Consider the following 21,352-nt stretch of genomic DNA (forward strand, 5'->3'; position numbering starts at 1 on the left):
TCCTTTTAATTCATAATTGCTATAAGCTTAGCAATGGTTGCAATAATGATAACCATACTAAGTGATGTCACCATTTGTTTTGCTATCATTTTAAAACTTTCATTCAATCCAAGTTGTTTAAATACCATGGTCATCGTGACAGAACACGCTGTAAATGTGGAACTAAAAAAGACTAATAACAATAGTTGTATGACAGACAATTGTTGAATGTAAGCACCTTGATGCATATTAAATAACAACATGCCATCTTTTCTAATCATGGAAAATAAGATACCTGGAGATAATTCATTGGGAATACCTAAATACATCAATATTGGCATGAATACATGTGAAATGAGCGATAGAACGGGCGTTAAGGAAATGATACTAACAATGAAACAGATTGTGATAAAGATTGGCATAGCTTGAATGACAAACATGCAAATATTACCCCAAATTTGTTGACTCAATTGTCGCATAGAAGGCAAGTGTATGGTGGACCTATTAACAGTTTGAATTGCAAATGGGTGATGGTTTGTCCTCATCCATAATCGATTATGGATAATGCCACCCACCAATACTAATATTAAATAAGGTATAAATAGCCACGAATGACCTGCTACGCTAAATATAGATAACGTCGCTCCTATTTGGTAACTGCATGAACTTCCAAAACTAATCAAACTCATGCACTGTGTTTTGGTACAAGCATGACATTGATGACCTGCTTGTGTAATAGCCGCAGCATTACATCCAAATCCTTCTAATAAAGGAATGATATCTTCTCCATTTAATCCAATGCGTATCATCGTGGGTTCAATTGCCCAAGTGATCCACTCCTTTAAATAGCTTTGTTCAACGATAGCTGAAGACAAACTGATTAACACCACTACAGGTAATGCCCATACAAATGAATATGTCCCTAGCGATAACACACCATAATCTCCGAAGAAAATATGTTGCATGATACCATTTTGGAAATATTCTAATGAAGCTAAAAAGGTAATGCAATGTTCGACATAATGACTTTGTAGCCAATCTGAAAAGTGATATGCAACACCAATAGGCAATGCGAACATGAGTAATATCATCAACCAGCCAAGTATCATTTGTAAGATATTCGGTGTTTGATGTTGTCGCTGTTTCTGAAATTGCTCAAGGTGTTGTATAACATAGTGACTATGTTGAGAAGTAGACACTACACTCTCCAATAAAGATATATCCAATTTGTTCTTGATAATCGTTGATTTTAATAAAGCTTTTTCAGCAGATGTCAATCTTGATATATGTTGCATGGTTAAGAGATGAGTATCTTCGGGAATCGCATCATGATACCCACGCTTCAAATCATATTTCACTTCTAACATGAACACGCCACATCACAACAAGTATAGTCATCTAAGTACATTTGATTCTTTTGGTATGATTCTATGACTTGATGATTGACCGGTAAGCCTTCCCTCTGTGCAATCTCATGTGCTAATACAGCAAATCGCGCTCTGAATTTATAGATATAACATAACTTGGCATGATCATTTTCAACTGTAGCACCTATTAAGAAAATATTAGGATAGCGTGTCGACTCATCTTGAAGTGTTAATTTCACATCTTGCTTTGTCGTTTCGAATAATTCTTGAACGATAGGGTTTTGCGTTACATCAAATCCGGTAGCAAGAATAGGTTCATTCACGGTTTGTACTTCATGACCATTTTCAAAATAAATATAGTACCTACCGTCTTGATAATTAATTTCTGAAACACTATAATGCACATTCATTTCTATCAACGCACCTTGTTGGATTACTTGGCTTAAGCGTTGGTGTGTATAAGGTGATAACCTTACACTTGGATCAGCGTCTTCATCATTTAGACCGGTCGTACGTGTATACAATGAAATCGTCGACTGATTTTTAGCTAATTGAATCGCAGCATCAAAACCACTTTCATTACCACCAATCACAACATAGTCTCCCTTATCGAATTCATTAAAGTCAGTCACTTCACTATAATGAATACCATACTTAAATGGTTTGTTTGGAAATTGAAAATCACCAGTAGCTACAAAAATATAATCTGCCGTGTAATCACCTTGAGTTGTCTTGATGAGATATAGACCCTCTTCCATAGAGACTTGCGTTACAGCAGTGTTAGTTTGAATACTGATACCATAGTGATAAGCCACAACTTCTAAATATTTCGCATACGTTTCCCCAGATACATGTTCCTGGTTAAAAGTGAACGCAGGTGACGTCTCTTTAGAAATAGCGTTCATATCTGGCATACCAAATCCATTAGATGTAAACGATGGCGTAATGGTACGAGTTGACTTAGGCCATTGTTTAAATGATGAACCTATCTCTTCTTTTTCTAATATTAAACAATCATCTATACCAAAATCTTTCAATGTGATAGCCATGCCGATACCCGCAGCACCTGCGCCAATAATGACTAACTTTCGATGTTGTTGCATCATTAAACACTTCCTTGAGATATTTATTTTCAGATTTAAATCGAAACAATTACGATTTATAAATTATAGACCTATCTTATTAAAAATTCAATATATCTCTCAATTCTTTTATCATTAATGAACATAAATAACCCAATACTAAATCCACTAATAAAGTAAATTTAGTATTGGGTGATATTATTTGTAGATGTTTTTTTGTTATTTAATTCACATGAATCATCGTATTAATTTGAGATAATTGATTCTCCCTGTCACTATGACTTAAATTGATAAAATATTTGTGTTGCCATTGTTGCGTTTTTAAAGCAGTTACATTTAAATCTGTTTCCCAATCTGGATAAACACGAAAAGCCATTTTACCTTGGTGATGATTATCAGTTAAAATACCATGATTTAACAGTGTTTCTTTATCGAAAATAAATATGCCTTTTTGTGCTTGATCGTTTACATAAATCATTAAATAGTCACTCATTTGATCAAAATGTAATGGGGTATTTTGCTCATTGATATCTTTTTCCCACAAAGTGACGAAATAACCCTTTTTCTTTGGTGTCTTTTTAGCTAAACGACTCTTGAAATTATACCCAAATAATTTAAATTCCAGTGCCTCATATTCATGATTCCACAATTCTCGTTCAACTGTATCTAAAATGGCAGTCTGATAAACTTGTTCTAATTCATTTAATAACTCTATTGATTGATATGATTTAAGATTTTTTACCATGTGATCAACCTTCATTCTGTTTAATTATTTCATTGCTCTTATAAATTAAATACGCTGCATTGATCATTGCCAAAATAGCAAATGCAATAGCTAAAATTAAATGATTATCAATCACACCTAAGGCAATAACAAACATGAACAATATATTTAGTAGATTAGAAATCATAAATCCTTTATTCTCCATTTTTAAAACCCCTTTGTTCTAATAATTATTCATAAATAATAATGCCCTTGTCAGTAGTTTCAATTTCTGAGTTTTTTGGAGTTTGAATCATTTTAAGAACCCAATAAAAGTCTCCAACACAACTACCAGCATGTAATGTCGCCAAAATAAAAAAGAAAAACTTTGGTAATATACCTAAATAAAGCGTAATAATTAATATCACTGTTATAATTATAAATGGTGCAATAGCACTAATTAGAAAAGTCATAGGTGTAAATTGTCCACCAGGTATAGCACAATAAATCATACCACTAGAGTATCCAAAATGTACTTTGTGTCTAGGTGAAAATATTTTGAAAAAAATACCGTGAATGCATTCATGAATTGTAAAAATTAAGAAATATAAAATAAGAAAAAGTAAAATATTACCTATAAATGATTGAAATATATATACAGTATTAGTACTTCTCTCTATAATCCAAAAAATAATACCAAAAACAATAAACAATAAAATCATGTATTGAGAGAACTGTTTCATTAATTTAGGATTATCTAAAATATCAATGCGTTGCATGAAACCACCTCTTTTGAATATATTTATATTTCGTTGATATATGTAATATACAACATATATGTCATTTTGACAAATATACTTGTCAAAATGACGTTTATCATATACATTAATATTAAGGAGTTGATCAACTTGAGAAATCGACTTAAAGAATTACGAGCAAGAGATGGATATAATCAAACTCAATTAGCTAAGAAAGCTGGTATATCAAGGCAAACCGTTTCTTTGATAGAACGTAATGACTTCACACCTTCTATACTTACAGCTATAAAAATTGCTCGTATATTTAATGAACCCGTAGAAAGTATCTTTATCATCGAGGAGGAAGATTTATGAAAGTAGGACGCTATCTATTACTTATGATTATAGGTGGAATCGCAGGTGGTATCGCTGGTTTATTAATACCAACACTTCATAACCTTGGTATATTTGATAAAACTCATTTTACCAGTCAAAATTTTATTATCGTATCTTGCATCATTGCGACATTAATTAACATTATATTAACGATATTTCTGTATATTGAATTAAAACACTCCATTGACTTAAAAAATAAAATAGACGAACCAAATAGCAATGTAGATGAAGATATTTTTGAAGAAAAGTCTAGTCTAAAGTTTATAAATGCTAGTTTTATATACTACTTGCAAATTTTAATTAGTTTACTATTTTTATTCACACTTGTAATCGGTAATGTTAGCGATATCTATACACTTTATTCTATAGTTCCATATATGATTACAATGATACCCTCAATAATGATAGGACTATACGCACGTAAAATAGATAATCGCTATCCTAAATTAGGCGAAGCTAATTACACTGAGAAAACACTATCACTAATGGATGAAGGTGAACGATATATAACGCTAACATCAATGTTTAAGACTTACCATATCAATTTAGTATTAATTATAATTTTTGCAGTCTTTTTATCTGTCCACTCAATCAATACTGGCATAAACCAAACATTGGGTGTGTTATTTCTTATCATTTTATTTATCTATAATGCCTTTGGTTATTTATCAAAAGTTCGTAAATTTTATAAATCGTAGACTGATTGAAATAAATAAAGACTAGATAATTATTTATGTATTATGCACATATATTCACAACGAAACACTGAATATATAATGTATAACGAATAATTATCTAGTCTTTTTCTATTTATGATTCCCATTCTGATTTTAATAAACTATAAACAAAACTATCTGTAAATTGACCTTGTACTTTTTCATCGCTTCTCAGTCGACCTTCTCTTGTAAAACCTAATCGTTCTGGTATCGCTTGGCTTTTTTTGTTTTCAACTGATGCTCTAATTTCCACACGATTTAACTTTAATTCATGGAATGCATAATCAATCAATGCTTTAGTACACTGTGTCATGATGCCTTTTTTCTGATGATTTTCACCTAAATAATACCCAATTGATGTTTTCTTGTTTACATTGTCAATATAGTGTAATCCAATCACACCAACCAATTGGTCTTCTATCCATATACCGCAATGAAAACCATTACCTGAGGCAAATTGGCGTAACGCTGCTTGAATAAATTTTCGACTATCTTCAACTTGGTTAGTATAAGCTACAAATGGTAACCATTCTGCTAAATATGCCCTCGATTGATCAACAAGATTAAATAATGTATCCGCTTCTCTCTCTTCTAATATCTTTAAAGTTACGTCTTCATTTACTTTAAATCCAAACATCCTTTACACCCCATTTACATTATTGTCACACAATTCTGTTAATTATCAACATAATAACACACGTTGTGGATAACTTACAATCAATCTCCAACCCTTGATATGCACAGTTTTATCGAATTATTAATTCAAACTTATCCACAACATCTATACTTATCCACGAAAAAAGTCCCTATCGTTGACTCACCTTTCTTTCAAAGTTTTAATCAACGATAGAGACCCTTTATTGATACTTAATTGGGAAATGTTCCTGGATTAAATCCACTTTCCCATTTATCGAAAGGCCAATACCTAAACATCACTTTACCTACAATTTGCTTTTTATCAATCAGACCAACATCTTTATATCGGCTATCATTACTATTTTGTCTATTATCACCTAATACAAGATATTTATCTTCAGGTATTTTAGCCTTCCCATTCGCCCCATTAAGTGTTTTAGAATTAAAATCTTCTGTTAAATACTTACCATTTTTATACTTTTTATTTTCACTCAAATAGGGTTCTTTAACTTTTTTATCATTAATATACAATTGATCTTTCTTATATTTAACCGTATCTCCTGGTTTACCAATCAATCGTTTAATATAATCGCTTTTAGAATTAGCATGAAAAATAATGACATCACCGGAATCAATATGATTCAATGTCTTAGATATTTTACTAACTATCACTTTATCTTTATCTTCAAAAGTAGGATGCATCGATTCTCCTGAAACAGTATAAGAAGTACCGATAAATACTGTGAGAATGATAGTGATAATAATACCTATTGCTAATGCAACAATCCACTCGATTATTTCTTTTCCCATAGAAACTCCTTAACTATAAATGATTATTTATTGAACAACACCATTTTTAATTTTGACGTGTTGCCCTTTTTGAATTTTGTCGTATTGCTTTTTGGGTACAACTACAACACGTTTCCCTTGTTTCGTATCAACTGTTACTGTATATAATTTTTCATGGTCTTTCATTTGATGTTTCAACATGTTCATTTGATATTGAACATTATTTTTCTTTTCCTGACTGGCTTGAGATGCGGAAGAAAAGAGATACAAATATAACCAATTATTATAAAATGACGTCGACATAAATTGAGTTTGATATGCTGCACTTGAACTATAAGGACGTCTTGGACTTACTAAAGATTTGGTATTCGAGTTCTTTTTATATTGTTTGCTTTGTGCTGACTTAGATTGACTCGATTTAGCTGCTTGTTGAGACGCTCGTTGACTTGATTGTTGAGCTGCTCGTGACGCATTAGCTGCACTTGAACGGCTCATAGATGAACTTGATGATGTGGATGAAGCACCTCTTGATGAAGCTGATGACGAACTAGATGATGAGCTACTAGAACTACTAGAGCTAGAACCACCTGAAGTACTTGCCGCATCTAATTGAGTAGACAAAGCAACTGTCATGATCGTTACAAACGTAATGGTTATTAAACTAAATTTACATAATAAACGCTTCATAAACTCACCTCTACTTATTTAGATACTTCATCTTTAGACACTGCTTTACCTTCTGTTTCATCATCGCCGTACATCATATATGGTGGACGATAAACATGGATTTTTTTACCATCTTTAATCATATATGGTTTCTTATTGCCGTCACTTAAGATATGTTCGTAAACATGATCTAAAGTTGTTTTTTCTAAATGGGATTTCCCTTTACTATCTTTATATTTGATTTCAACATTTGGTGTTTCTTCATCACCATCATTTAATACTTCGTAGTATTCGTATTCATATTTATCAGATTTTTTACTTTCTTTGGAAGGCTCTTTTTGTTCACCATTACCCCCACACGCAGCTAAAGTTAAACATAATAAACATGTGCTCACTAAAAATAAAATCTTTTTCATGAACAGATACTCCTTTCAAATTATAAATATGTAAAACCAATTAATTATATGATTACATAACTTAATAAATTATTTCAATTACATTTACAAAAATTAAATGATTAATTCTAATTTTTTATACGTATTTTTAAATATCACAAATGATTACCATCAACCACTTCAACCTTTCAAAGCTGTAAGTTTAGGGCGATGATTTGTAAGATTAGATAAAGGCTAGAATGACAGATCACTTCTAAAATAAAGATATAAGCAAATAAGGAGTGATAACATGTCAATCTTACAGGTCAATCAATTATCCAAAATTTATGGTAAGAAGAAGCAATATCAAGCACTTAAAGATATTAATTTTTCAGTTGAAAAGGGCGAATTTGTGGCCATTATGGGGCCATCAGGATCCGGTAAAACAACCCTTCTAAATGTCTTAAGTTCAATTGATACGATTTCGAGTGGTTCTGTGATTGTTGACGGTCACAATATAACTCAATTAAAAAATAAACAACTTGCACAATTTCGTAAGACGTCATTAGGCTTTATCTTTCAAGATTATAGTGTTTTACCAACGTTAACAGTTAAGGAAAATATTATGTTGCCTTTATCTGTTCAACAACATAGTAAGAAGGAAATGGAGCAATATTATAAAGAGGTTACTAATGCTTTAGGCATTTATGATTTAAGCCAAAAATATCCAAATGAAATATCTGGTGGTCAACAACAACGTACTGCAGCTGCACGTGCATTCGTACATCAACCTAAAATCATTTTCGCCGATGAACCTACTGGTGCGCTTGACTCTAAAAGTGCACAAGATTTATTAAATCGTCTTGAAGAAATGAATCGAAAATTTCAATCCACTATCATAATGGTCACACATGATCCAGTCGCAGCTAGCTTTGCAAAGCGTGTCATTATGTTAAAAGATGGCAATATTCATTCTGAAATTAACCAAGGAGAAGATAGTAAACAAGCCTTTTATGAACGTATCATTCAACTTCAATCTTCTTTAGGTGGTGTGACTCATGTCATTTAATCAAATCACACTTAAAAATTTACGAATGAATATCAAACACTATGGTATTTATTTATTTTCATTGCTTTTAAGTATTATCTTGTATTTTAGCTTTACCACTTTGCAATTCACACACAGTATTAATAATAACAATGCTTTGGCAATTATTAAAAAAGGCGCCTCCGTGGGGTCAGTATTTCTATTTATCATTATCGTGATTTTCTTGATGTACGCGAATCATTTATTTATTAAAAGGCGTACGCAAGAGTTTGCCTTATTTCAACTTATAGGCTTAACACGTAGTAATATATTAAGAATGTTATGTATTGAACAACTAACAATATTTCTAATCACTGGTGTACTAGGTGTGATGATAGGCATATTTGGTTCCCAACTTTTATTGTATATCGCATCAAAATTAATGCATTTAACAATTAAATTGACTATTGGTTTCGAACCTATGGCTTTATCTTTAACATTATTGCTATTAATCATTGCATTTACACTTATCCTATTCCAAATCTATATATTCTTAAAAAAGCGTAGTATTTTAGCTTTAATGAAAGACCGCCGTCAGACTGAGGCCACTAAAGTTAAAATTACCTTTTTAGAAGTAATTAGCGGACTGTTAGGTATTGCGATGATTGTTTTAGGTTATTACATGGCTACAGAAATGTTCGGTACATTTAAACAATTAACACTATCTATGACATCACCATTTATTATATTATTTCTAACTGTCGTAGGTGCTTATTTATTTTTCCGAAGCACTGTGTCACTGATTTTTAAATCAATTAAACACTTTAAACATGGCCATGTCACTATTACAGATGTCGTATTCACCGCTTCAATTATGCATAGAATGAAGAAAAATGCGATGTCTCTAACTATTATTGCAGTTATTTCGGCTGTTACCGTTTCTGTACTTTGCTTCGCCACAATTACACAAGAAAATAGCAACAATACTTTTAAATCTATAGCACCTCAAGATTTTAACTTAACAACTGAAAAGCAAGCTCAATTATTAAAAAAACAATTGGAGAAAAATCATATCGACTATCACACCAAAACGTATGAATCCATTTCTCCTAAATCAGTAGAAGATAAGGTTTTGACATTAAAAAATGATAGTAAAAGTATGGCAATACACAATGTACTTGTACCAAACGACAATCTAAAGGGTACTGACGCAATTATTACAAATACGAAAAATACACCTGGTATTATGGAGGTTCATATTAATCAAACGGTAACTGTAAAAGGTAAGCAACAACAAACTTTTAAAGTGACTAAAGAGGATAAAAATAAAATACTGCCACTTGATCTCACATCTAATATGCCAGCCATTGAAGTCAGTCGTGCCGAATTTAATAAATTAAAGACGGCTGATATCACACACAATATATATGGCATTAGTCTTGACCATCATCAAGACATGAAACAAGCCACACACATTGCAAAATCAATTGATCCTAATATTCAATCGCAAAATGAAATTAAAAAGGACTTAGATGCGACAAATGGTATTTTAGTATTTGTGACATCATTCCTCGGTTTATCATTTTTAATTGCTGCGGGCTGTATTATTTATATTAAACAGATAGATGAAACTGAAGATGAAATTGATCATTTCCGTATATTAAATCGCATGGGCTTTACTCATCATGACATGTTAAAAGGGCTAACTTTAAAAATCATTTTCAACTTTGGCCTACCACTCATTATCGCATTATTACATGCCTTATTTGCTGCAATTGCTTTTATGAAATTAATAGGAAACGTGTCATACACTACCATCATTATCGTGATGATTGTGTACACTATTGTCTACTTTGCATTTGCGCTAATAGGATTCTTACATTCTAGTCGAGTTATTAAAAAAGCCATTTAGTCATTATTTAAATAAAAAGTATAAGGAGAGATTTATCATGAAATTTAAAGATTTAATTAAACAGTCATACGAGGATTTGAAAAACTTAAACGTCAATGTATTCAACGTCATTATGTTAACGTTAATCGTTATAGTATTAAGTAGCGCTTTAACACCGATAGCCGGTATCCCAATTGGATTACTAGGTGGCGCCTATGTCTTAAAACGTCGTGACGAAAAGCAATAAATACAGTAGAACAGTGTGTGCTCAATATTGAGCACACACTGTTTTTTAATGTTTTATACCATCAATTTCTTCAATTCTAATTAAATTATTGATAATTCCTAAATAAAATTGACTTAATTCTTCACCTATACGTTTATAATCTGTTGCATCTAATCCGACAAAATCTAAATGATCCCAACCGTTCATCACTGGTTTGACTTGCCAAATACCTTTATCTGTAGATGGAGAAGTCATCCCTACCGTCTTAGCGGCTTGATTTGTAGGAAATAATGAAGACGACACTGGCACAATACCATCATTTTTCCTTACATTTACATTATCATCTCTACCGATTAACCTACTTGTTAAATCAAATAAGAAAAATTGTCTAATATTAGGATTCTCATTACCTAATGGTCCTGTATGTGTATCTAATCCTGTGAATGATGTATAAACAATATTAGGATTAAGTGATGTCATCTGATTTAGCTTCTCAGAACCTTCAGTCGTTAAATCATAGACTGCACTATCTTGAGTCTTCCAAATCTTACTATTTGCAACTCGTTTCACATAATCAATGTAACTTTCATCTGAACGTTGTTTGAATCCCCATTGTGAAAATCCGAGATCAATATGAGAATATTTATTTCCACTTAAGCGCCCTATTCTATTAAATACACCTTTTACAAAATCAGTATTCCCAAGTTTATCTGCAGCTGGTGTGCCATTATGTGGTGTAGCTAAAGTTGTGATTGATGAAATCATATTATCTTTACCACCTGTAAATAATGGAGAAATCTCACCACCATGTGCTTTTTGATATTCTATTTCTTCCTGATTACCATGTCTTAAAAAATGCTCAAGCAGACGTATCGTTTGACCTCCCATACTGTGACCTATTAAGTGAATCTTTTTACCTGGCTCCCAATCTGGCATAATCCCTTGATAAACTTTACCGTATCTATCATGCCCCGTTTTAGCAGCATGTGCTGCACCATAATCTACTTTTCCACCTTTAATATAATGATACAGTTCTACAGCGCGGTCATAGTTACTACTAAAAGCACCGACACTCGCTTCATGCACGTCATAACCTAGCTTCTCTAATCGTTTCTTAACTGGGAATTTTGTACCGCCCCAATAATTGGGATACAAAGCTGGTGCATTGTCACCCACTAATCCTAAAAATCCATGCACTAGTACTACTGGATATTTATTTTTATATTGATTACTTTTGACAGTAGCTTCATCTGTATTTTTAGGTTTAATATTCTGATTTGTAGTTTGCTGTTGTGTTTGGTTAGTAGATGTATTTGTGTTAACTTTTTGACTTGGAGTTGAATGGGGTTGCGTCTTTAATGAATGTGGTTGTTGCTGGCTAGATGACTTTACAGAAGTTGTGTTGTCTTTGCTTTGATTGGTACTTTGCTGTTTGGTATCTTTCTGCTCAATTAGCTGGTTATCTAATTTTTCTTTTACATCATTTTGAGATTGTAATTGTTGGTTATCGTTTTGTGGTTTAACGTCTAGACGTTGCTTTTGTTGTTTATGATTTGATGAATCAGGGTTTTCTTTTTGATTTAATTGCGAATGGTTAGATTGATTATTATTAACCTGCTTGTTTTTATCTTGATACTGATCTTGAATACGCTTATGATCATCTGCTTTTTCAATTTTTTCTGGTTTGATATTAGAAGTTTTGTCATCACTAAGTTGCTGTTTGTTATGACTTTCCTGATTATTAATGGAGGCCTCTTTTGAAGACTGATTAGGCGTCTGATTAGAAGCAGGTTGCTCCTGTTTTTCAACTTGTTCTGCTTGTGTTGATTTTGGCATTTTCTTATTGTCTTCTTTTGAGGATTGTTGCTCATTTTGTTGAGAATAAGACTGCGCGCCGTCTACTTTATTAATATTTTTGTCGATTTCCGATTCTTTTGAAGACACATTAGCTTCTTGATCGGAAGGTTTTGAGTGAGAAAGAACTGATTCTTGTGATAAGTGGGAGGATTGTTGCTCAGCAGCTTGAACGTCATGTTCTGAAACAAAAAATGTAATACCAGCTACAATTGATACAACACCTATTGTAAATTTTCGAATACTAAACTGTCTTTTCGGATTATTATTTTTCAAAAAAATCACCTCTATAAGTATTTCCCTCACTTATAGATTAAAAAAAATAACTGTTAATTAATTTTATCATATAATCTTTAATTGTTTTTAATCTTTTATTTGTATTTTAGTAAAGTTTTTTATTGATTTTATACTATATAGATTGATAAATTAGATAATTAATGGTTATGTTTGTTATATTGAAAATATCTTTCTAATTTAAGGAGTTCCTTTCATGGATCAATATCAAGAGTTATTCAATAATCCAAGTGGTTTTATATTTATACTTTTTATCTTCTATTTAATAGCAAGTTTATTTTTCTTTACCTTAACTGTATTTATTGGATTGAAACCTGTATCGTTTAAAGAAAAAATCTTAACAATCGTTATTTTAACTACTGTATTGACCCTTACTTTAACAGGTCTTTCATATGTCATTATTAAATAATAAAAAGGGGCACCAATATGATGGTGTCCCTTTATTTGAATATTTTAAATGGCATCAATCTTAATAAAATTTTACCATTATGATTATGATTGTCTGTTAGTACTTTTACTATGGATTGTGCGCCTTCATTTACTGAACGCATTAAAAATCCTTTTTGATGATTATTCAAGTCTGTCGTAATACCTCCAGGCATGACACCAAATATTTCAACCGGTATTTTATTTTTCTTAAAATGTCTACCAAATAATTTAATCATCGAATTTAATGGAGATTTAGTTGCAATATAACTAAATGGATGGAAAAAGCTATTAGGATTCAAAGGTATCGTTAAATTTAATATTCTGCCGTGATTTTTAGCTAAAATAGGTGTAAATGTCTTAATCATTTCGAAATTACCAAAGAAATTGACATTTGCTAGTTCCTTTAATTCATCAAGTTCAACATCCAGTGGTGATGCGTTCATATTGCCTGAAATACCCGCATTATTAATCAATGCTTTCAAATCAGAATGTTGTGTTGCTATATAATCAGCAGCTGCATGTATGGTATCAATATTATTTAAATCAATTTGTATCCATTCAGCTGTTATACCTTTATTTTCGAGTGTCTTAACGGCAGCACGACCTCTTTCTTCATTACGTGCACCTAATAATATCGTCCATCCTTTGTCATCTAGTTGTTTTGCCGTTTCAAAACCAATTCCCTTATTTGCGCCAGTTATTAATACTTTTTGGGTTCTGTTGCAAAGTTAATTTTATAGTATAATTTTAACAAAAAAGGAGCGTTCTCTATGAATTATTTTAGATATAAGCAATTTAATAAAGATGTAATAACTGTAGCCGTTGGCTATTACTTAAGATACGCGCTTAGTTATCGTGATATATCTGAAATACTAAGAGAACGCGGCGTTAACGTTCATCATTCAACGATCTACCGTTGGGTTCAAGAATATGCTCCTATTTTGTATCAAATTTGGAAGAAAAAGCATAAAAAAGCTTATTATAAATGGCGCGTTGATGAGACATACATTAAAATAAAAGGAAAATGGTGCTATTTATATCGTGCCATTGATGCAGATGGTCATACATTGGATATTTGGTTACGTAAGAAACGAGATAATCATTCAGCATATGCGTTTATTAAGCGACTTATTAAACAATTTGGTAAACCTCAAATGATAATTACAGACCAGGCACCTTCGACGAAGGTGGCAATGTCTAAGTTGATTAAAGATTTTAAACTTAATCCCGACTGTCATTGTACATCTAAATATCTTAATAACCTCATTGAGCAGGATCACCGTCATATTAAAGTGAGAAAGACGAGATATCAAAGCGTCAATACGGCAAAGAATACACTCAAAGGTATTGAATGTATTTATGGTCTATATAAAAAGAACCGTAGGTCTCTTCAGATCTACGGATTTTCGCCGTGCTACGAAATTAATCACATGTTGGCCAGTTAAGGGAATACTACCATGTTAAAATGATAATTAGTTATATTTTTTCTGACTTTGCAACAGAACCGGTTATGTTATAGATAAATTTAAAAATACCAGATTACTGATGTTTATTATTTTACTTACATTAATTATTAGCTTTGTCCTTATTATTATTGTTATTAAAATACCTATATTAAGTTTCTTACCCTTTATATTATGGGGGGCTATGGGATGGTCAACACAAGCACCCCAGCAGTATATATTACTTCACAACTATAAAGAACATGGGAGTGCAGCAGTAGCACTAAATAGTTCTATCAATTATTTAGGAAGTGCTATTGGTTCTGCCATAGGTGGGCTAATACTATTCACTGCCAATAATGTACTCTATCTTATTTATGGTGCTATTTTAATTGCTTTTATCGGAGTTATAATTCAAACAATCAATATATTGAATACCAAAAGTAATAACAGTTCTTGATAGTAGCTTTTATATTAAAAAGCAGTGACACGTAATTTTTACGTTCACTGCTTTTGTTAACTATTTAATAATATCAATCAATTCTTTTTTAGAAGCTGCTCTAGCTGGGATCCAACCGAAGACGATACCAATTAATGTGGATACGCCCACTGCTAAGATGACTGACCCGAGACTGACGGAACTCTTAACCATATCTGGTGTTGCTAAATCGACAAGTGTGGCAATAATAATACCGAGTATCAGTCCGATAATACCACCGAGTAGACACAATACAACACTTTCTACTAAGAACTGGATTTCGATATCTCGACCTTTGGCACCAAAGGCACGTCGTATCGCAATTTCCTCTGTTCGTTCGGTTACAGAAATATACATCACATTCATAACACCTATTCCGGCAATAAATAATGAGATACCCGCCACAGCTGCGACGAAGTAGGTGATCATATCTAATACTTTGCCAATACCTTTCATCATCTCTTCATTATCCGCAAAGCTATATTGGCCATCAGATACGCCCGTACCTTTTTTATTCAGCTCTTTTTCAACTTTCTTACCAACATCTTTCTTATTTTCACCATCGTTAACAGTTACTAATAGTTGTGGCGTCCCTTGAGATAAGTTGCTCATGTAGTGATCCGCTGTTTTAGTTGGCATTTGAACGACCGATTCAAGTGGCATACCATTCGCATCTTGACCACTTGCATCGCCAACACCAACCACTTTAAATCCTTCACCATTAATATAAATGGATTTGCCAACAGCTGCTTTCGCATTGTGAAATACCTTTTTCGCCACTTTACTATCAATCACGACGACTTTCTCCTGTGTATCGTTATCATCTTTCGTAAAACCATGGCCTTCATCGACCCCTGACACATGAGAAGCCTTTTTTAAACTGATTTCACCACTGCCATGTGTATTCGTTACTTTGGCAGAGTATGTACTATCTTCGCTTTCTTTAATTTTTGCACTTTTGACACCATTAATTTGTTCTACAACACTAATATCTTCTTGTTTAAATGGATTGTCTTTCGGTGCGCTCATGTCTTGTGTCATATATGATATCGATGCATGATTTTTACCTGCACCAGCGTCGTCAAACTGTTCTGTCGTTGATTTTTTAAAGCCATTACCTAAAGCCATAATTGTAATCACGGCCGCTATACCGATAATAATACCAATCATCGTAAAGATATTACGACGCTTATTTTTTAAAATAGAGCGAAAGGCGACGGATAAAATATTAGAAAAGTTATTCATGCGTCAACACCTCTTCCTCTTTCACACGACCATCTAAAATATGAATAATACGATCAGCTTTATTCGCTACCTCACGATCGTGGGTTACCATAATCATGGTTGTTCCTTTTTCTTTGTTTAACGACACAAACAAATCCATAATATCTTTTGATGTTTTTGAATCTAATGCCCCTGTTGGCTCATCGGCAATGATAAATTTAGGTTCATTAATAATCGCTCTCGCAATCGCGACACGTTGTTGTTGTCCCCCTGATAATTTATTAGGAAGTAAGTCTTCCTTCTGATGTAGACCAACATCTTCCAATCCTTTTAACACTTTGGCTTTACGGTCTTTACTACTCATTCCATTATATATGAGTGGAATACTGACATTTTCAAGAATGGTATTATTTTGAATTAATTTAAAGTTTTGAAACACAAATCCTACCGTAAGATTTCGTATCGTTGCGAGACGATTATCTGATGCTTTTTTATAATTGTCACCGTTAAAAAGGTAATCGCCTTCATAACCACGGTCAATAAATCCTAAAATATTAATTAATGTACTTTTACCTGACCCTGATGGTCCCATAATCGCGATAAATTCACCTTCATCAATATGAATATCAATATCTTTTAAAATATGATTCGTTTCGTCACCATTTTTGAAATGTCGATTGATTTTTTTCAATTCAATCATGATGACACCTCAACTTTTTCTCCATCATTTAAATTACCTTTAGGGTTTTTGATGACTTTGTCACCTGCTTTAAGACCTTTTTTCACAATAATTTGGCCATTGTTGCGGTCGATTTTAATATCACGTTTGTGAACTTTATTATTTTTATCTAATACAAAGACATCGTTATCTTTTGTTAAAGCATCGTTAGGTAGTTTTAAAGATTTTAATGGAATTTTCGCGTCCATTGAGAAACCTGAACGTACTGGAATATCTAAATCACCAATAATGACATTGTATTTAGATGTATCGCCTTCTTTACCACCAGATGGATTATTTACCGTTGGATTTGAAGCTTGTGCGGCACTACCACCATCTTGTCCTTCGTCACCTTGGCTACCTGCACTTGCTTGTGCGCCACTTGTTTCACCACTAGCGCTGTCATCATAACTCGTTGGTAATTCATCTATTTTAAGGATCTTACCTTTACCTTTTTTACCATTACTATTAACTGTGACATCGACTTTGTCACCTTCTTTGATTTTCTCAACATCAAACTCCGTGACAGTTGATTTAATTTGTGGATTGTCTGAAATAAGTTGTAAGACAGGTTGTCCGTCACCAGCATCTTCCCCATTTTTAATATTGACCTTACCATCAAATGCCGCATAAATACTATCGTTCATTTGTTTATCATGTTGTGCCAGTTGTTGTTGTGCTTCGTTAAGTGAACTTTGATCTTGTGTCAGTTTAGATTGAAGCTCATTATTGTTAGGACTTTGATTGATTTTTTGATAATCATCATTCACTTGTTGTTGTGCTTGATCCACTTTGTTTGCGAGTTGTTGACGCTTACTATTGTTCGTATCATAACTGATAAGACGGTCCCCTTGTTTGACCTTTTGACCGTCATCAACGGCTGGACTCTGGAATGTGCCAATTTGACTATTGTTATTATATGTTTTGACCGATTTCGGAGACGCTTTCCCCTCTAGACTAATCGGTGTTTCTTTCTTAACTGTATATGTATCGTAACCTTTACTATCTTTATTACCAGAGCCTGTTGTCTGTTTCACGATGAACGCTGCAATAACTAGAAGTAGAATGATTGCCACGCCGATAATACTCCATAATATGTTTTTCTTCATGTCCTATGCTCCTTAAAATGTATTATATTTTGCATGATAACATACTTTAATTATTATATATATTTAATTTAAGGAGATTTAAGCTTATTTTAAGTTTGATAATAATGAAAAAGTTTTTGTATTTCTTTTACTTACTCTATTTTTTATACTTATTTAAAATAAAAATTGATATTTTAAAAATTATTTAACAATGTTATTCTGTTATTAAAATAACAATAAGGGGAGATACATATATGGAACAAACGAATACAACACAACCTGAAGCATCACAATCTAACTTACCTTTTGTAGACCATTTTAGAAAGATACGACAAAATCCAAAATGGCTTGTAAAGTTAATCATATTTATTGTTTTAACTTTTGTATCTATGGCATTAGCATTAAATATTACAGATAATACCAAAGCCTTGAAGCAAGCAGGTTTAAGTCAATCTGAAATTGATAAGCAAAACCAATTTAATGTAGCAACTTTTATCGGGCAATCTATTGGAGCAATTATTTTTGGATTACTAATAACTTTCGTTATCTTCTTAGTTATTTCAAAAATTATGAAATCTGATGCAAGTGCTATTCAGATTTTTTCCGCTACAATTTCATATTCAATAATTACAGTAGTTTTTACAATTATCGTATACGGTATTCAAGCCTTGTTTGGTTTAACTATTCCAGAAACACAATTAGATAGTCTCAATGTATTTGATAAAGGAAATAATTACTTAGTACCATTCAGTTTATCTAACTTATTATCAGCTTATTTAATATTTGCAGTTTATTTTGGTACTAGTAAATTATCTAAAAAAGCATCTATTATTTGGGCAGTAGTTGCCTTAGTATTAACTATTGGCTTTGGCTTAATTGGTGCAGGTATGCAGGATTCCATGCAAAGTTTATCTGGTATGTAATCAATATTAAAAATTCCCAGAACCGCTTCGGAACTGGGAATTTTTTATTGATTATATTCAATTACTTTTCAAATGCTTTTGTTTCAATATCTTTATCTTTTAAGAAGTTCTCTACTTTCTTCTGTTGTTTACCGTTTACTTTATCTTTATATTTTGAATTTAATTTATCGATTTCTTTTGTATCTTTTTTATCTAACTTTTGTAATTTTGAAGTTAATTGATTTAAATAGTCATTGGTTTCTTTAGTATATTTTCCTGTTAATTCAGTACCTTCTTTATATCCTTTAGGTAATTCATTTTTTCTAATATAATCTTCAAAGTTTTGATCATTTTCTTTAGACATATGTTGTAATTTATTTAGTTTCTTTTTATCTTTTTTATTGAGTTTAGTTTCTGAGCCTAAATCAGTAATATTGTCTGCTAAATCCTTATTCGTATTTAAGTATGTCTTAATACTATTCTTTAATTCCTTTTCAGATAATTGCTTATTCGATTGTTGATCTACAAACACTTTCTTAGGAATAGGTGGTAACTTTTCATCGTCATTTTTATTTATCTTTTCATGATCATCATGTCCAGAACATGCTCCTAATATCAAAGATGACGTAAGTAATACCGATGTTAGCCTTTTATAACGCATGCAACCATCCTTTAAATTATATTTATTATTAAAATATATGCTATCAAAGGACATTTAAAATGTAAAAATATTTTCTATTTCACTTACAAAAATTTAAAAGCTAAATAAATACTTAGCCCTCCTATTGCTCCATAACCACCACTTACTAGAATAAAGAGTTGTTCTGTCAAAATGTTTTTACACCTTGTCAAATCAACATTTGAAAGACTTACCTTAGACTACCCTTTATATATTATTTCAAAATAAAAACGCTCCTTTGTCAGGAACGCTATCGAACTATAACTATACGTCATATGCTTTTAAAATCATTTTTAACATTTTCTCTATATATGCTTTTGTCAGAGACTGCGGTTTGATTAATATATTGAAATAAATAGGAGAGAAAATGATATCGATAAATAAATCTTGATTGTCTTCTTCGATATGTTGACTAATGATGGATTTTAAAATCGTTCTATTATGTTCAAAGTAATCTCTCATAAATTTTTCTCGTGCTTCTGTCTGTTGATTGCTTATCAATATTTCAATAACAGCACTACCTAATGGTGTCTTATAGATTTTCATAACTTTAATTAGAAAATCATATAGACTATCAAACAGATTGCCATATTCTGGTTCAATGATTCGTGATTGATCTACGAACATATCTACAATCATTGACTCTTTGTCTTTCCAACGACGATATATGGTTGCCTTAGAGACACTCGTGTTCTCTGCAATTTGATCTATCGTCATATTTTTAAAATGTGTTGTTTCTAACAAGCGATTAATCTCTTCATAAATTTTTTTATTTACTGTTGGGTCTTTCGGTCTTCCAGCCATATTTTTCCCTTCTTTTACGTGCTACGTACTCCACGATTTCAAATATTATAAATGCACTTACAAACCATACTATAAATCCAACAATAATGCTAAGCAACCACATATGTGTTACGTTGAGCATTGCCCATGTTGCTAATATACTAAACAGAACGCCAGTCATACCAAAGACTGCTCCTCGACTCACATGCATTGCCACTTTGTTACCATATTGCATTCCAGAAATGCACATAGATACTAAAAACACTGCCGGGAAAGTAGCAAATATTCCTCCGAATTCTTTCCAAGGAAGTACCACTGAGACGATATAACTAATTAATACTGCTAATCCACCAACTAAAAATTTAATAATTGTTAATTTCATTAAAATGTACCTCCTTTTATATATGTCTTACTACAAAAATCGCCACAGAAATGACAAGCCAACACAATATGGCAAATACTGTACCACTTTTATAGTCTTTCTTATAAATAAAAATTGAGGTAAAAAATACAGTTAAAATACACGATATAATACCTACTATCGCGCCTGTACTTAAATGCATAGACATTTTAATGAGTTCATCGCCCTCATGATCTATGGTTAATGCTATCACTGCTGCTAAGTAGACTGCGGGCATTGTAGCTATAATACCACCTAGTTTACCGCCAACTTTCTCTGCCATAATTGATGCTAAAGCAACCGCAAATCCACCGATTACAAAATGAAGTATCGCACTTGATATAGATATTCCGAACACAATAATCCTTCTTTGCTAATTATTAAACGAAACGTTTCGTTTACTTTTAGTGTAAAACGCACTTTATCAATTGTAAACAATAAAATCAATAGACCTAATTTTCTAATTATTACT

At 32.1% G+C, this 21,352-nt stretch carries 26 protein-coding genes and 1 pseudogene; 9 read left to right on the forward strand and 18 right to left on the reverse strand.

The window, feature by feature from the left end:
* Window positions 1-5 precede the first annotated feature (5 nt).
* The 5 genes from JX000_RS11640 to JX000_RS11660 form a co-directional block, all read right to left on the reverse strand.
* Window positions 6-1,346 (reverse strand): ferrous iron transporter B, encoded by a 1,341-nt coding sequence (locus JX000_RS11640; protein ID WP_206140735.1) that lies wholly within the window; start codon window positions 1,344-1,346, stop codon window positions 6-8.
* The gene (locus JX000_RS11645; protein ID WP_124228266.1) at window positions 1,340-2,449 is read right to left on the reverse strand and encodes an NAD(P)/FAD-dependent oxidoreductase; all 1,110 of its coding nucleotides are present in this window, start codon (window positions 2,447-2,449) and stop codon (window positions 1,340-1,342) included. The genes JX000_RS11640 and JX000_RS11645 overlap by 7 nt, the downstream gene beginning before the upstream one ends.
* Window positions 2,450-2,651: 202 nt before the next feature.
* Window positions 2,652-3,173 (reverse strand): MepB family protein, encoded by a 522-nt coding sequence (locus JX000_RS11650; protein ID WP_206140736.1) that lies wholly within the window; start codon window positions 3,171-3,173, stop codon window positions 2,652-2,654.
* Between the two features lie 4 nt (window positions 3,174-3,177).
* Window positions 3,178-3,357, reverse strand: a complete 180-nt coding sequence (locus JX000_RS11655) for a hypothetical protein (RefSeq protein ID WP_124228197.1) — start codon at window positions 3,355-3,357, stop codon at window positions 3,178-3,180.
* Between the two features lie 25 nt (window positions 3,358-3,382).
* Complete coding sequence (locus tag JX000_RS11660) at window positions 3,383-3,910, reverse strand: DUF3267 domain-containing protein (RefSeq protein WP_124228196.1); 528 nt, start codon at window positions 3,908-3,910, stop codon at window positions 3,383-3,385.
* 129 nt (window positions 3,911-4,039) lie between these two features.
* Between JX000_RS11660 and JX000_RS11665 the strand changes: the two genes are divergently transcribed.
* Both JX000_RS11665 and JX000_RS11670 read left to right on the forward strand, forming a co-directional pair.
* Window positions 4,040-4,243, forward strand: a complete 204-nt coding sequence (locus JX000_RS11665; protein WP_002451597.1) for a helix-turn-helix transcriptional regulator — start codon at window positions 4,040-4,042, stop codon at window positions 4,241-4,243.
* The gene (locus tag JX000_RS11670) at window positions 4,240-4,962 is read left to right on the forward strand and encodes a DUF3169 family protein (protein ID WP_124228195.1); all 723 of its coding nucleotides are present in this window, start codon (window positions 4,240-4,242) and stop codon (window positions 4,960-4,962) included. Before JX000_RS11665 ends, JX000_RS11670 begins: the two co-directional genes overlap by 4 nt.
* A gap of 112 nt (window positions 4,963-5,074) precedes the next feature.
* On the opposite strand, the gene JX000_RS11675 is transcribed toward JX000_RS11670, so the two are convergent.
* The 4 genes from JX000_RS11675 to JX000_RS11690 all read right to left on the reverse strand — a co-directional run bounded on the left by JX000_RS11675 (window position 5,075) and on the right by JX000_RS11690 (window position 7,487).
* Window positions 5,075-5,617, reverse strand: coding sequence for a GNAT family N-acetyltransferase (locus JX000_RS11675; protein WP_107532955.1), 543 nt, complete (start codon window positions 5,615-5,617; stop codon window positions 5,075-5,077).
* A gap of 230 nt (window positions 5,618-5,847) precedes the next feature.
* On the reverse strand, window positions 5,848-6,426 hold the full coding sequence (lepB, locus tag JX000_RS11680; protein ID WP_124228194.1) for a signal peptidase I: 579 nt from the start codon (window positions 6,424-6,426) through the stop codon (window positions 5,848-5,850).
* A gap of 27 nt (window positions 6,427-6,453) precedes the next feature.
* Entirely contained in the window at window positions 6,454-7,092 is a 639-nt protein-coding gene (locus JX000_RS11685; RefSeq protein WP_124228193.1) for a hypothetical protein, read from the reverse strand.
* Window positions 7,093-7,106: 14 nt separating this feature from the next.
* Entirely contained in the window at window positions 7,107-7,487 is a 381-nt protein-coding gene (locus JX000_RS11690) for an LptM family lipoprotein (RefSeq protein ID WP_075778695.1), read from the reverse strand.
* Between the two features lie 268 nt (window positions 7,488-7,755).
* Between JX000_RS11690 and JX000_RS11695 the strand changes: the two genes are divergently transcribed.
* The 3 genes from JX000_RS11695 to JX000_RS11705 are packed head-to-tail and all read left to right on the forward strand — an operon-like array spanning window position 7,756 to window position 10,610.
* Window positions 7,756-8,514 (forward strand): ABC transporter ATP-binding protein, encoded by a 759-nt coding sequence (locus JX000_RS11695; RefSeq protein ID WP_107532953.1) that lies wholly within the window; start codon window positions 7,756-7,758, stop codon window positions 8,512-8,514.
* A complete protein-coding gene (locus JX000_RS11700) occupies window positions 8,504-10,384 on the forward strand; it encodes an FtsX-like permease family protein (RefSeq protein WP_124228192.1) in 1,881 nt (626 codons plus the stop codon). The genes JX000_RS11695 and JX000_RS11700 overlap by 11 nt, the downstream gene beginning before the upstream one ends.
* Window positions 10,385-10,421: 37 nt before the next feature.
* Window positions 10,422-10,610, forward strand: coding sequence for a VraH family peptide resistance protein (locus JX000_RS11705; RefSeq protein ID WP_002451605.1), 189 nt, complete (start codon window positions 10,422-10,424; stop codon window positions 10,608-10,610).
* A 45-nt stretch (window positions 10,611-10,655) separates the two neighbouring features.
* Here JX000_RS11705 and lip read toward each other — a convergent pair whose 3' ends face one another.
* Window positions 10,656-12,719, reverse strand: coding sequence for a YSIRK-targeted triacylglycerol lipase (gene lip, locus JX000_RS11710; protein WP_206140737.1), 2,064 nt, complete (start codon window positions 12,717-12,719; stop codon window positions 10,656-10,658).
* A gap of 214 nt (window positions 12,720-12,933) precedes the next feature.
* Between lip and JX000_RS11715 the strand changes: the two genes are divergently transcribed.
* On the forward strand, window positions 12,934-13,146 hold the full coding sequence (locus JX000_RS11715; RefSeq protein ID WP_124228190.1) for a hypothetical protein: 213 nt from the start codon (window positions 12,934-12,936) through the stop codon (window positions 13,144-13,146).
* 31 nt (window positions 13,147-13,177) lie between these two features.
* On the opposite strand, the gene JX000_RS11720 is transcribed toward JX000_RS11715, so the two are convergent.
* A complete protein-coding gene (locus tag JX000_RS11720; RefSeq protein WP_206141013.1) occupies window positions 13,178-13,867 on the reverse strand; it encodes an SDR family NAD(P)-dependent oxidoreductase in 690 nt (229 codons plus the stop codon).
* A 69-nt stretch (window positions 13,868-13,936) separates the two neighbouring features.
* Here JX000_RS11720 and JX000_RS11725 point away from each other — a divergent pair, with 69 nt between their 5' ends.
* Window positions 13,937-14,611, forward strand: a complete 675-nt coding sequence (locus tag JX000_RS11725) for an IS6 family transposase (protein ID WP_002512555.1) — start codon at window positions 13,937-13,939, stop codon at window positions 14,609-14,611.
* 61 nt (window positions 14,612-14,672) lie between these two features.
* Window positions 14,673-15,068 (forward strand): annotated as a pseudogene (locus tag JX000_RS11730) (MFS transporter); the annotation flags it as partial.
* A 60-nt stretch (window positions 15,069-15,128) separates the two neighbouring features.
* On the opposite strand, the gene JX000_RS11735 reads toward JX000_RS11730, so the two are convergent.
* Genes JX000_RS11735 through JX000_RS11745 form a run of 3 tightly spaced genes read right to left on the reverse strand, consistent with a single transcriptional unit; the run spans window position 15,129 to window position 18,137 of the window.
* Complete coding sequence (locus JX000_RS11735) at window positions 15,129-16,331, reverse strand: ABC transporter permease (RefSeq protein WP_206140739.1); 1,203 nt, start codon at window positions 16,329-16,331, stop codon at window positions 15,129-15,131.
* Window positions 16,324-17,010, reverse strand: coding sequence for an ABC transporter ATP-binding protein (locus JX000_RS11740; protein ID WP_104681715.1), 687 nt, complete (start codon window positions 17,008-17,010; stop codon window positions 16,324-16,326). The genes JX000_RS11735 and JX000_RS11740 overlap by 8 nt, the downstream gene beginning before the upstream one ends.
* Window positions 17,007-18,137, reverse strand: a complete 1,131-nt coding sequence (locus JX000_RS11745; RefSeq protein ID WP_124228185.1) for an efflux RND transporter periplasmic adaptor subunit — start codon at window positions 18,135-18,137, stop codon at window positions 17,007-17,009. Before JX000_RS11745 ends, JX000_RS11740 begins: the two co-directional genes overlap by 4 nt.
* Window positions 18,138-18,370: 233 nt before the next feature.
* Here JX000_RS11745 and JX000_RS11750 point away from each other — a divergent pair, with 233 nt between their 5' ends.
* The gene (locus tag JX000_RS11750; RefSeq protein WP_075778333.1) at window positions 18,371-19,039 is read left to right on the forward strand and encodes a YIP1 family protein; all 669 of its coding nucleotides are present in this window, start codon (window positions 18,371-18,373) and stop codon (window positions 19,037-19,039) included.
* A gap of 61 nt (window positions 19,040-19,100) precedes the next feature.
* On the opposite strand, the gene JX000_RS11755 is transcribed toward JX000_RS11750, so the two are convergent.
* The 4 genes from JX000_RS11755 to JX000_RS11770 all read right to left on the reverse strand — a co-directional run bounded on the left by JX000_RS11755 (window position 19,101) and on the right by JX000_RS11770 (window position 21,238).
* A complete protein-coding gene (locus JX000_RS11755) occupies window positions 19,101-19,679 on the reverse strand; it encodes an NDxxF motif lipoprotein (protein ID WP_124228184.1) in 579 nt (192 codons plus the stop codon).
* Window positions 19,680-19,961: 282 nt separating this feature from the next.
* The gene (locus tag JX000_RS11760; RefSeq protein WP_049425402.1) at window positions 19,962-20,501 is read right to left on the reverse strand and encodes a TetR/AcrR family transcriptional regulator; all 540 of its coding nucleotides are present in this window, start codon (window positions 20,499-20,501) and stop codon (window positions 19,962-19,964) included.
* Window positions 20,467-20,862 carry a DUF3147 family protein gene (locus tag JX000_RS11765; RefSeq protein ID WP_002466371.1) on the reverse strand — a complete coding sequence of 132 codons (396 nt, stop codon included), beginning with the start codon at window positions 20,860-20,862 and terminating at the stop codon, window positions 20,467-20,469. Before JX000_RS11765 ends, JX000_RS11760 begins: the two co-directional genes overlap by 35 nt.
* Window positions 20,863-20,878: 16 nt before the next feature.
* Complete coding sequence (locus JX000_RS11770) at window positions 20,879-21,238, reverse strand: DUF3147 family protein (RefSeq protein ID WP_002451542.1); 360 nt, start codon at window positions 21,236-21,238, stop codon at window positions 20,879-20,881.
* Window positions 21,239-21,352 lie beyond the last annotated feature (114 nt).

Source organism: Staphylococcus sp. SB1-57, assembly GCF_017086425.1.
GTDB lineage: Bacteria > Bacillota > Bacilli > Staphylococcales > Staphylococcaceae > Staphylococcus > Staphylococcus warneri_A.

Coding starts and splice junctions, on each gene's coding strand:
- JX000_RS11640 (WP_206140735.1), bottom strand. CDS start 1,346: ATGTTAGAAGTGAAATATGATTTGAAGCGTGGGTATCATGATGCGATT.
- JX000_RS11645 (WP_124228266.1), bottom strand. CDS start 2,449: ATGCAACAACATCGAAAGTTAGTCATTATTGGCGCAGGTGCTGCGGGT.
- JX000_RS11750 (WP_075778333.1), top strand. CDS start 18,371: ATGGAACAAACGAATACAACACAACCTGAAGCATCACAATCTAACTTA.
- JX000_RS11650 (WP_206140736.1), bottom strand. CDS start 3,173: ATGGTAAAAAATCTTAAATCATATCAATCAATAGAGTTATTAAATGAA.
- JX000_RS11675 (WP_107532955.1), bottom strand. CDS start 5,617: ATGTTTGGATTTAAAGTAAATGAAGACGTAACTTTAAAGATATTAGAA.
- lepB (WP_124228194.1), bottom strand. CDS start 6,426: ATGGGAAAAGAAATAATCGAGTGGATTGTTGCATTAGCAATAGGTATT.
- JX000_RS11700 (WP_124228192.1), top strand. CDS start 8,504: ATGTCATTTAATCAAATCACACTTAAAAATTTACGAATGAATATCAAA.
- JX000_RS11695 (WP_107532953.1), top strand. CDS start 7,756: ATGTCAATCTTACAGGTCAATCAATTATCCAAAATTTATGGTAAGAAG.
- JX000_RS11745 (WP_124228185.1), bottom strand. CDS start 18,137: ATGAAGAAAAACATATTATGGAGTATTATCGGCGTGGCAATCATTCTA.
- JX000_RS11715 (WP_124228190.1), top strand. CDS start 12,934: ATGGATCAATATCAAGAGTTATTCAATAATCCAAGTGGTTTTATATTT.
- JX000_RS11685 (WP_124228193.1), bottom strand. CDS start 7,092: ATGAAGCGTTTATTATGTAAATTTAGTTTAATAACCATTACGTTTGTA.
- JX000_RS11765 (WP_002466371.1), bottom strand. CDS start 20,862: ATGAAATTAACAATTATTAAATTTTTAGTTGGTGGATTAGCAGTATTA.
- JX000_RS11755 (WP_124228184.1), bottom strand. CDS start 19,679: ATGCGTTATAAAAGGCTAACATCGGTATTACTTACGTCATCTTTGATA.
- JX000_RS11655 (WP_124228197.1), bottom strand. CDS start 3,357: ATGGAGAATAAAGGATTTATGATTTCTAATCTACTAAATATATTGTTC.
- JX000_RS11735 (WP_206140739.1), bottom strand. CDS start 16,331: ATGAATAACTTTTCTAATATTTTATCCGTCGCCTTTCGCTCTATTTTA.
- JX000_RS11725 (WP_002512555.1), top strand. CDS start 13,937: ATGAATTATTTTAGATATAAGCAATTTAATAAAGATGTAATAACTGTA.
- JX000_RS11705 (WP_002451605.1), top strand. CDS start 10,422: ATGAAATTTAAAGATTTAATTAAACAGTCATACGAGGATTTGAAAAAC.
- JX000_RS11760 (WP_049425402.1), bottom strand. CDS start 20,501: ATGGCTGGAAGACCGAAAGACCCAACAGTAAATAAAAAAATTTATGAA.
- JX000_RS11660 (WP_124228196.1), bottom strand. CDS start 3,910: ATGCAACGCATTGATATTTTAGATAATCCTAAATTAATGAAACAGTTC.
- JX000_RS11670 (WP_124228195.1), top strand. CDS start 4,240: ATGAAAGTAGGACGCTATCTATTACTTATGATTATAGGTGGAATCGCA.
- JX000_RS11740 (WP_104681715.1), bottom strand. CDS start 17,010: ATGATTGAATTGAAAAAAATCAATCGACATTTCAAAAATGGTGACGAA.
- JX000_RS11690 (WP_075778695.1), bottom strand. CDS start 7,487: ATGAAAAAGATTTTATTTTTAGTGAGCACATGTTTATTATGTTTAACT.